We start from the raw sequence: 9,292 nt of genomic DNA on the forward strand, positions 1-9,292 counted from the left end.
GGTTCTGCCCATGCCACGGCTCGGTCTACGACACGGCCGGACGCATCCGCCAAGGCCCGGCGCCTGAGAACATGGCGGTGCCGGTATTCAAGTTCATTTCCGATACCAAGATCCTTATCGGTTGAGGCAGGGGACATTTCGATGAGCGAGGGACACTCGACCTATACGCCCAAAACCGGTCTCGGACGCTGGTTCGACGCCCGTATGCCGCTGCCGCGGCTGGTCTATGACAGCTTCGTCGCCTATCCGGTGCCGCGCAACCTCAACTACGCCTGGACGTTTGGCGGCATCCTGTCGATCATGCTGGTGGCGCAGATCCTGACCGGCATCGTGCTGGCCATGCACTACACGGCCGACACCAATCTCGCCTTCGGCTCGGTCGAGAAGATCATGCGCGACGTGAATTCGGGTTGGCTGCTGCGCTACATGCATTCGAACGGCGCCTCGTTCTTCTTCGTCGCCGTCTACATCCACATCTTCCGTGGCCTCTATTACGGCTCCTACAAGGCGCCGCGCGAGCTGCTGTGGATCCTCGGCTGCATCATCTATCTCCTGATGATGGCGACCGGCTTCATGGGCTACGTGCTGCCATGGGGCCAGATGAGCTTCTGGGGCGCCACCGTCATCACGGGTTTCTTCAGCGCCATTCCGCTGGTCGGCGACTGGATCCAGCAGCTGCTGCTCGGCGGCTTTGCCGTCGACAACCCGACGCTGAACCGCTTCTTTGCGCTGCACTATCTGTTGCCGTTCATGATTGCCGGCGTCGTGGTTTTGCACATCTGGGCGCTGCATGTCGTGGGCCAGTCGAACCCGACGGGTATCGAGGTCAAGTCGAAGACCGACACTGTCGCCTTCACCCCCTACGCGACCATCAAGGACGCGTTCGGCATGATCGTGTTCCTGTTCTTCTTCGCCTATTTTGTCTTCTACCTGCCGAACTATCTCGGCCATCCCGACAACTACATCGTCGCCAACCCGCTGAAGACGCCGGCCCACATCGTGCCCGAATGGTACTTCCTGCCGTTCTACGCGATCCTGCGCGCCATCACCTTCAATGTCGGGCCGATCAACTCCAAGCTCGGCGGCGTGCTGTGCATGTTCGGCGCCATCGTCATGTTGTTCCTGGTGCCGTGGCTCGACACTTCGAAGGTACGCTCTGCCGTTTACCGGCCCTGGTACAAGCTGTTCTTCTGGCTGTTCGTGGCCGATGCCATCCTGCTTGGCTGGCTGGGCTCGCAGCCGGCCGAAGGCAGCTATGTGTTCATGGCGCAGATGGCGACATTGTTCTACTTCGCCTTCTTCCTGATCGCGCTGCCGGTGCTCGGCCTGATCGAGACGCCGCGACGGCTGCCGAACTCGATCACCGAGGCGGTCCTCGAGAAGAACAAGGGCGGCAGCGGACATCCGGCGGGCGCTACGGCGGCGCCGGAAACCAAAGGCTGAGCGGGTAGAGAATCTAAGGGGATTTGGCATGAAAAAGATTCTCACCTCGCTGGCGCTGGTCGGCCTCGTGGCCGTCGGCATCGGGTCGGCGGGCACTTGGGCGATCGCCGCCGAAGAGGCGCACAACGCCGCCGCGCCGACGCATTTCCCGATCGACGAGCCGAAGGAAATGGACTGGAGTTTCACCGGCCCGTTCGGTACCTATGACAAGGCGCAGCTGCAGCGCGGCCTCAAGGTCTACAAGGAAGTCTGCTCGGCCTGCCATTCGATGAACATGGTGGCGTTCCGCACGCTGTCGGACCTCGGCTATTCCGATGCGCAGATCAAGACGCTGTCGGCCGAGTACACGATCCATGACGGTCCCAACGATGCCGGCGACATGTTCGACCGTCCCGGCAAGCCGTCCGACCACTTCCCGCCACCGTTCGCAAACGACGAAGCGGCCGCCGCTTCCAATGGTGGTGCTGCTCCGCCCGACATGTCGCTGCTGGCCAAGGCGCGCGGCGTCGAGCGCGGTTTTCCGCAATTCGTCTTCGACATCTTCACCCAGTATGACGCGGGCGGGCCCGACTATATCCACTCGCTGCTGACAGGCTATAACGAGACACCGCCTGCCGGCATGGTTATCCCGGAAGGCACCCACTACAACCCCTATTTCATGTCGGGCGTGTCGCTGAAGATGCCCAACCCGCTGTCCGACGGCCAGGTGACCTATGATGACGGCGCGCCGCAGACAGTCGACCAGTACTCCCGCGACGTTTCCGCCTTCCTGATGTGGGCGGCCGAGCCGCATATGGAAGACCGCAAGAAGACCGGTTTTCGCGTGCTGGTGTTCCTGCTTCTGTTCGGCGCTCTGGTCTATCTCACCAAGCGCAAGGTGTGGGAAGGCGTGGCGCATTGAGCCACACAATCAAGTGATCGCGAAGGGCGCCGAGAGGCGCCCTTTGCATTTCCGGAGGCTGGTCATGTCACATGGCCGTCACCGCATCCGGCGATCCTGTGCTGCTCTCATCAAAGGATCGCATTCATGAAAAGATACGCATCGCTCGCGGCAGGCCTGTTGCTGCTCATCGTGGGCTCGGCCGCGCAAGCGGAAGACGCCCAGCCCTTCATCACCAACAAGGATGTCGACCTGACGATGATCCTGCCGCCGCCGCCGGCAAACGATTCGGCACAAACCAAGGCCGAACTCGGCGAGGTGCTGACTTTGCAGGTCACGCGCACCCCGGAGATGGTCGCCAGCGCGGTGGCCGATGCCGAGGAGAATGTCTGGCGCTTTGCCGACGTGATGGGGCCGAAATTCAACAAGGAAACGCTGCCGAAATTCAGCGCCTTCTTCGATCGCGTGGTGGCTACCGAAGGCGCTGTCGTCGATCCCGCCAAGGATGTCTGGAAGCGCCCGCGCCCGCATCAGCTCAGCGATCTCGTCAAGCCTGCGGTCAAGCTGTCGAGCTCCGGTTCCTGGCCTTCCGGACACGCCACCGTCGGCACGATGATGGGCATCATTCTGTCCGACATGGTTCCGGAAAAGCGCGCCGAGATCATGGCACGCGCGAGCAAATACGCTCACAACCGCGTGGTTGGCGGCATCCATTTTGCGTCCGATGTCGAGATGGGCAGGATTTCCGGCAGCGTCATTGCCGCAGTCCTGCTCAACCGGGACGACTTCAAGGCTGAATATGAAGTGGCCAGGGCCGAGCTTCGTTCCGATCTCGGCATGTAATCCTCGTCAGCCGGATTTAGACGGGAAGGGGCGCTTAAGGCGCTCCTTTCTTGTCTGCGCCATTGCTTAGGCGGAAGTTCGGCAATTAGTCCGTTGGCATGGCGGCATGAGGTTGATATTCGACGCATCGAACGGTGGCGAGAAGCTCGTCCCGCCATGGCTTTTGGATTTCGATGATGCGGCTCAGCGACTGTCACAACTTTTCCGATTTCCGGCTGATGGCACAGCAGCGGCTGCCCGGGCCGATCTTCAATTACATTGACGGCGCGGCTGACGATGAGGTCACCTACCGCCGCAACGCCGCAAGCTTCGAGACCTGTGACCTGGTTCCCAACGTGCTGCGCGGAGTGAGCGAGGTCGACATGTCGGTGACGGTCATGGGCCAGAAGCTGGCGATGCCGTTCTATTGCTCGCCGACCGCCTTGCAGCGCCTGTTCCACCATCAGGGCGAGCGCGCGGTCGCCAAGGCCGCAGCCAAGTATGGCACCATGTTCGGCGTCTCGTCGCTTGGCACCGTCAGCCTCGAGGAGGCGCGCAGCATCAGCAGCAGTCCGCAGGTCTACCAGTTCTATTTCCATCGGGACCGCGGTCTTAACCGGGCGATGATGCAGCGGGCAAAGCAGGTCGGCGTCGAGGTGATGATGCTGACCGTCGACAGCATCACCGGAGGAAATCGCGAGCGCGACAAACGCACCGGCTTTGCCATTCCCTTCAAGCTCAACCTTGCCGGTATGGCGCAGTTCGCGCTCAAGCCGGCCTGGGCGATCAATTATTTCACGCATGAGGGGTTCAAGCTGCCGCAGCTCGACGAGCATGTCGACATGGGCGGCGGCACGATGTCGATCAGCCGCTACTTCACCGAGATGCTCGATCCGTCGATGACCTGGGACGACGTCGCCGAGATGGTCAAGCTTTGGTCGGGGCCGTTCTGCCTCAAGGGCGTCATGTCGGTGGAGGATGCCAGACGCGCCGTCGATATCGGCTGCAGCGGCATTGTGCTGTCGAACCATGGCGGCCGGCAGCTGGATGGCTCGCGGGCGGCGTTCGACCAGCTTGCTGAGATCGTCGACGCGGTCGGCGACAGGATTGACGTCATCATGGATGGCGGCGTGCAGCGCGGCACGCATGTGCTGAAGGCACTGTCGCTCGGCGCCAAGGCCGTCGGCGTCGGCCGCTACTATCTGTTTCCGCTCGCGGCTGCCGGCCAGCCCGGCGTCGAACGGGCGCTCGAGCAGATGCGGGTCGAGATCGAACGCGGCATGAAGCTGATGGGCTGCAGTTCGATCGAACAATTGTCGCGCAACAACCTCCGTTTCAGGTAATCTCGACCCATGAAATCCTCGCTAGAAGACACGCTGCTTGCCGCGATCCGTACCATTCCGGACTATCCCAAGCCCGGCATCCTGTTTCGCGACATCACCACGCTGCTCGGCAATGCGCGCGCCTTCCGCCGCGCCATCGACGAACTGGTACATCCCTACGCCGGCCAGAAGATCGATAAGATCGCCGGCATCGAGGCACGCGGGTTCATCCTTGGCGGCGCCGTCGCCCATCAGCTCTCGGCCGGCTTCGTGCCGATCCGCAAGAAAGGCAAGCTGCCCTACGAGACGGTGCGCGTCGCCTATAGCCTGGAATATGGGCTGGACGAGATGGAGATGCACAAGGACGGCGTTGCTCCGGGCGAGAAGGTGATCCTTGTCGACGATCTGATCGCCACCGGCGGCACCGCGGAGGCGGCGGTCAAACTTCTGCGCCAGATCGGCGCCGATATCCTCGCCGCCTGTTTCGTCATCGACCTGCCGGACCTCGGCGGCCGCGCCAAGCTCGAAGCCCTCGGTGTGCCGGTCAGAACGCTGATAGGGTTCGAGGGGCATTAGGTTTCTCCCTCGCCCCGTTTACGGGGAGAGGGAAGCGAAGCGAGCAACGCGAGCGGAGCAGGGTGAGGGGTAAGTACGACCGTCGAGTTTAAGACACCAACGCTGGCGCCGCCCCTCATCCGCCCTTCGGGCACCTTCTCCCCGTAAACGGGGCGAAGGAAAAAGCTACTCCACCTTCACCAGCACGGCGCTTTCGAACTCGAGCACCTTGTCGCCGGTGGGATCGAAAGCTTCCGAACGCAGCGCCAGCAGCCGCCAGCCGGGGCGTGAGGCGATTGGGCGGTGCGACAGCGCGGTGCGCGTGAAGGTGATGGTTTGCCCGGCATAGACCGGCTTCAGCCATTTCAGGTTCTTGAAGCCGGGCGAGGGGCCGAATTCCGGCACCGGACCGGGACCGCTCCACGCAGCGATCTCGGCGTCCATGCGGTTTTCCAGATTGAGTTTCATCCAGGTCGCGGCCGTGTGCCAGCCAGACGCGCAGAGGCCGCCAAGAACGCTTTTCTTCGCGGCCTCCTCGTCGATATGGAAGATTTGCGGGTCGTACTTGCGGGCGAAGGCCTTGATCGCCTCGGGCTCGAATGTGTGCGAGCCGAGCGTGACGGTGGTGCCGATACGGAAGAACTCGTCCAGTGTCATGCTTGGCTCCCCGCGGCATCGCGCGTGAGGAACATGACGGAGTTCTCGAGCTCGAAGACGCTTTCGCCACGCTGGTTGAACAGCTCGCTGCGCATGGTGACGAAGCCGAGTTGCGGCTTCGATTTCGACAGGCGCTTGGCAACAACCATCAGGGTGCCGGTCAGTTGGTCGCCGGCCAGGACCGGTTTCTTCCATTTGACCTGATCGACTCCGGGCGCGCCCTGGCAGGTCGAGTCCAGCAGGAACGCATCGCAGAGCATGCGCATGAACATGGCGCAGGTGTGCCAGCCCGACGCTGCCAGCCCCCCGAGGATGCTGGCCTTGCCGGCCTCCTCGTCGAGATGCATCGGCTGCGGGTCAAATTCTCCGGCAAATTCGACGATCTCGGCGGCACTCACGAGCTTCGAGCCGAGGTCGATCGATGCGCCCTCGATGAAGTCCTCATAGGCCCATGCTTTTATCTCTGCAGTCATGGTCTGGAATCCGGCTTGTCGACCCACGATCCCCAGGATCGGGGTTTCCGGATGCAGGCCGGCGTTCATTTGGTCAAGCGATTTCTACTGCGCCAGCCTGTGGCAGGACCGACAACGCCACTCAGAGCCAGCCGCGGCGGCGGAAGTACCAGAAGGGCAGGATCGCCGACAGCACCATCATGGCGATGGCGAAGGGATAGCCAAGTTGCCATTTCAACTCGGGGATGATGTCGAAATTCATGCCGTAGACCGAGGCGACCAAAGTCGGCGGCAGGAAAATGACGGCGGCGACCGAGAAGATCTTGATGATGGCGTTCTGCTCGATCGAGATCATGCCGAGCGTGGCGTCCAGCAGGAAGGAGATCTTCTGCGACAGGAAGGTGGCGTGGTCGGCGAGCGACAGCACGTCGCGAGACAGCGTCTTGATGCGCGCCTTGGTGTCCTTGCTCATCTTGGTGCGGGTCGAGGCATGGGCGAAGAAGCCTGCCAGGCGCTGCAGCGAGATCAGGCTGTCGCGGATCGAGGAGGCGATGTCCTCCTTGCGGCCGATGGCTTTCAGCAACTCCTGGAAATCACGGTTGCGCTTGGAAACCTTGGTCGACCGCGCCTCGAAGATATCGCGCGAGATCGCCTCGATGTCGCGGCCGGCGCGTTCCAGAATGTCGGCAAGACGGTCGACGATCGCCTCCAGCAAGCCGATCAGAATGGTGTCGCCGCTGGTGCAGCCGGTCGCCACCTTTTCGGCGCGCTGCGGAAAGGTCTTGAAAGCTTTCGGTTCGTGGTAGCGCACCGTGATCAGTCTTGTGCCGGCGAGCACGAAGGTAACCGGGGACATCAAGGGATCGTCGATTTCGGTCTGGGCGGGCAGGGTGGCGGTCATGAAATAGGCGCCGTCCTCGACATAGAGGCGGCTCGAAATCTCGATCTCCTCCATCTCCTCGCGCGTCGGAATGGCAACGCCGAGCCAGCTCTCGATCGTCGCTTCCTCTTCCTTTGTCGGGTTGAACAGGTCCGCCCAGACGATGGTCTCGCTGTTTGCCAGGAGATCGTCGACGACGCGCAGGCGGTCATTGTCCACGACGAAGGCCTTGATCATCGCCTGATATCCCTTGCTGGGGCCAAAGGGTGCGTTCGGATTGACGCGTCGTGTTGGATTGCACGGGTTCTCGACGTCAGCGCCGACCGTGCGTCTGCCGCTTAGACCTGTGACGTGACAAAATCAAGACAACCGGCTGTAGGGCGGATGGCCGCCGTCGCCTTGGAAGCATGTATCGAGGAACTTCGCCGACAGCTTGCCGGGATGTTCTCGAGCGCTTCAGGCATCAGGTGTTGAACTTGAACAACAGCACATCGCCGTCCTGGACGACATATTCCTTGCCTTCGTCGCGCGCCTTGCCGGCTTCCTTGGCCGCCACTTCGCCGCCCAGTGTGACGAAGTCGTTGTAGGAGATGGTCTGGGCGCGGATGAAGCCGCGCTCGAAATCGGTGTGGATGACACCGGCGGCCTGTGGCGCCTTGTCGCCCCTATGAATGGTCCAGGCGCGCGTCTCCTTCGGCCCGGCGGTGAAATAGGTGATGAGGTGCAGCAAATCGTAGCCGGCGCGGATGACCTTGTTGAGGCCTGGCTCGTCGAGGCCGAGCGAGGACAGGAATTCCATCTCTTCCTCGTCCGAGAGCTGCGCGACCTCGGCTTCGATCGCCGCCGAGATCACCACTGTGCCGGCGCCCTGGGCGGTGGCCATCTTTTCCACGGCCCTGGTGTGTTCGTTGCCGGTGGCGGCGTCGGCCTCCGCGACATTGCAGACATAGAGCACGGGATGCGAGGTCAGAAGGTTCAGGCCCTGCAGGATGCGCAAATCTTCGGCCGAAATACCCTTGAGCAGGATGCGGATCGGCTTGCCGGCCTGCAGCAGTTCGAGCGCTGCCTCCATCAACGGCAGCACGGTCGTCGCTTCCTTGTCCTTGCTGCCGGCGCGCTTGCGGATCTGCACGATGCGGCGCTCTAGGCTGTCGAGGTCGGCAAGCATCAGCTCGGTCTCGACCGTCTCGGCATCGGCGACGGGGTCGATGCGGCCCTCGACATGGGTGATGTCGTCATCCTCGAAGCAGCGCAGCACATGCACGATGGCGTCGACCTCGCGGATGTTGGCGAGGAACTGGTTGCCCAGCCCTTCGCCTTTCGAGGCACCGCGCACCAGGCCGGCAATGTCGACGAAAGAGATGCGAGTTGGAATGATCTCCTTCGACTTGGCGATCGCCGCGATCTTCTGCAGGCGCGGATCTGGCACCGCCACCTCGCCGGTGTTCGGTTCGATGGTGCAGAATGGATAGTTGGCGGCTTGCGCCGCAGCCGTTCTGGTCAACGCGTTGAAAAGCGTCGACTTGCCGACGTTGGGCAAGCCAACGATGCCGCATTTGAAACCCATTTTTGTTCGGTCCTATCGGGAAAATAGAAATTTGATCAGGGCTATGGGCGATAGGGGTGATCAACGTCAAGCCCTTCGGTCCCTCGATGCTCAGTCCTTGCCGCCGAACAGCTTCTTCAGCATGGCGGCCATTGGACCGCTTTCCGGCAGCTTGACCACCGGCTGTTGAGGCCGTGCTTGGCGGACATGACTTTGCTGCTTGTGCGCCGGCTGCTTCTGCGCTGGCTTTTCGGGCTCCGGCCCGGCCTTGCCCTGGACGGCGAGACTGGCCTTATTCATGAAGCCGGATTCGTCGCCCTTGACGATCATGGCGGCATTGTCGGCGATCGCGTCGAGCAGCGGGTCGAGCCATTCGCGGTCGGCTTTGGCGAAATTGCCGAGCACATGGTGCTGGACCATTTCCTTGACGCCGGGATGGCCGACGCCGATGCGCACGCGGCGATAGCCATTGCCGATATGGCCGTCGATCGACCGGATGCCGTTGTGGCCGCCGGCGCCGCCACCGGTCTTGATGCGCAGCTTGCCTTCGGCAAGGTCGATCTCGTCATAGAAGACGGTGAGCGCGGAAAGCTCGAGCTTGTAGAAGCGCAGTGCTTCGCCGACCGACTGGCCGGACAGGTTCATGAAGGTCTGCGGCTTGATCAGGACGATTTTTTCGCCGCCGAGCGTGCCCTCGGAAATCAGGCCCTGGAATTTCTTCGACCAGGGCGAAAA

Annotated in this window: 11 protein-coding genes; 6 read left to right on the top strand and 5 right to left on the bottom strand. The window is 62.1% G+C overall.

Annotated features, from left to right (window positions below; translation table 11 throughout):
- The 6 genes from EN750_RS07595 to EN750_RS07620 form a co-directional block, all read left to right on the top strand.
- Positions 1 to 125 (top strand): Rieske 2Fe-2S domain-containing protein (locus tag EN750_RS07595; protein WP_145967475.1); only part of this gene is annotated, 125 nt, incomplete at its 5' end.
- Positions 126 to 141: 16 nt separating this feature from the next.
- Positions 142 to 1,443, top strand: a complete 1,302-nt coding sequence (locus EN750_RS07600; protein ID WP_013529985.1) for a cytochrome b N-terminal domain-containing protein — start codon at positions 142 to 144, stop codon at positions 1,441 to 1,443.
- A gap of 28 nt (positions 1,444 to 1,471) precedes the next feature.
- Positions 1,472 to 2,344, top strand: a complete 873-nt coding sequence (locus EN750_RS07605; RefSeq protein WP_127396067.1) for a cytochrome c1 — start codon at positions 1,472 to 1,474, stop codon at positions 2,342 to 2,344.
- A gap of 126 nt (positions 2,345 to 2,470) precedes the next feature.
- Positions 2,471 to 3,166 carry a phosphatase PAP2 family protein gene (locus EN750_RS07610; protein WP_127396068.1) on the top strand — a complete coding sequence of 232 codons (696 nt, stop codon included), beginning with the start codon at positions 2,471 to 2,473 and terminating at the stop codon, positions 3,164 to 3,166.
- Positions 3,167 to 3,342: 176 nt separating this feature from the next.
- Positions 3,343 to 4,488, top strand: a complete 1,146-nt coding sequence (locus tag EN750_RS07615) for an alpha-hydroxy acid oxidase (RefSeq protein ID WP_189526079.1) — start codon at positions 3,343 to 3,345, stop codon at positions 4,486 to 4,488.
- Positions 4,489 to 4,497: 9 nt separating this feature from the next.
- Positions 4,498 to 5,043 (top strand): adenine phosphoribosyltransferase, encoded by a 546-nt coding sequence (locus EN750_RS07620; RefSeq protein WP_013529989.1) that lies wholly within the window; start codon positions 4,498 to 4,500, stop codon positions 5,041 to 5,043.
- Between the two features lie 165 nt (positions 5,044 to 5,208).
- Here EN750_RS07620 and EN750_RS07625 read toward each other — a convergent pair whose 3' ends face one another.
- The 5 genes from EN750_RS07625 to pth all read right to left on the bottom strand — a co-directional run.
- Positions 5,209 to 5,679, bottom strand: a complete 471-nt coding sequence (locus EN750_RS07625; RefSeq protein ID WP_127396070.1) for a MaoC family dehydratase — start codon at positions 5,677 to 5,679, stop codon at positions 5,209 to 5,211.
- Positions 5,676 to 6,152 carry a MaoC family dehydratase gene (locus EN750_RS07630; RefSeq protein ID WP_127396074.1) on the bottom strand — a complete coding sequence of 159 codons (477 nt, stop codon included), beginning with the start codon at positions 6,150 to 6,152 and terminating at the stop codon, positions 5,676 to 5,678. Before EN750_RS07630 ends, EN750_RS07625 begins: the two co-directional genes overlap by 4 nt.
- 121 nt (positions 6,153 to 6,273) lie before the next feature.
- Positions 6,274 to 7,248, bottom strand: a complete 975-nt coding sequence (gene corA, locus EN750_RS07635; RefSeq protein WP_127396071.1) for a magnesium/cobalt transporter CorA — start codon at positions 7,246 to 7,248, stop codon at positions 6,274 to 6,276.
- Positions 7,249 to 7,474: 226 nt separating this feature from the next.
- The gene (gene ychF / locus EN750_RS07640) at positions 7,475 to 8,578 is read right to left on the bottom strand and encodes a redox-regulated ATPase YchF (protein ID WP_127396072.1); all 1,104 of its coding nucleotides are present in this window, start codon (positions 8,576 to 8,578) and stop codon (positions 7,475 to 7,477) included.
- Between the two features lie 90 nt (positions 8,579 to 8,668).
- Positions 8,669 to 9,292, bottom strand: a 624-nt coding sequence (gene pth / locus EN750_RS07645; protein ID WP_127396073.1) for an aminoacyl-tRNA hydrolase, incomplete at its 5' end; no start/stop codon positions are given.

Origin of the sequence: Mesorhizobium sp. M7A.F.Ca.ET.027.03.2.1 (assembly GCF_003999175.1) — a bacterium.
In the GTDB taxonomy this organism is placed as follows: domain Bacteria; phylum Pseudomonadota; class Alphaproteobacteria; order Rhizobiales; family Rhizobiaceae; genus Mesorhizobium.

Coding starts and splice junctions, on each gene's coding strand:
- EN750_RS07610 (WP_127396068.1), top strand. CDS start 2,471: ATGAAAAGATACGCATCGCTCGCGGCAGGCCTGTTGCTGCTCATCGTG.
- EN750_RS07615 (WP_189526079.1), top strand. CDS start 3,343: ATGCGGCTCAGCGACTGTCACAACTTTTCCGATTTCCGGCTGATGGCA.
- EN750_RS07625 (WP_127396070.1), bottom strand. CDS start 5,679: ATGACACTGGACGAGTTCTTCCGTATCGGCACCACCGTCACGCTCGGC.
- ychF (WP_127396072.1), bottom strand. CDS start 8,578: ATGGGTTTCAAATGCGGCATCGTTGGCTTGCCCAACGTCGGCAAGTCG.
- EN750_RS07600 (WP_013529985.1), top strand. CDS start 142: ATGAGCGAGGGACACTCGACCTATACGCCCAAAACCGGTCTCGGACGC.
- EN750_RS07630 (WP_127396074.1), bottom strand. CDS start 6,152: ATGACTGCAGAGATAAAAGCATGGGCCTATGAGGACTTCATCGAGGGC.
- EN750_RS07605 (WP_127396067.1), top strand. CDS start 1,472: ATGAAAAAGATTCTCACCTCGCTGGCGCTGGTCGGCCTCGTGGCCGTC.
- EN750_RS07620 (WP_013529989.1), top strand. CDS start 4,498: ATGAAATCCTCGCTAGAAGACACGCTGCTTGCCGCGATCCGTACCATT.
- corA (WP_127396071.1), bottom strand. CDS start 7,248: ATGATCAAGGCCTTCGTCGTGGACAATGACCGCCTGCGCGTCGTCGAC.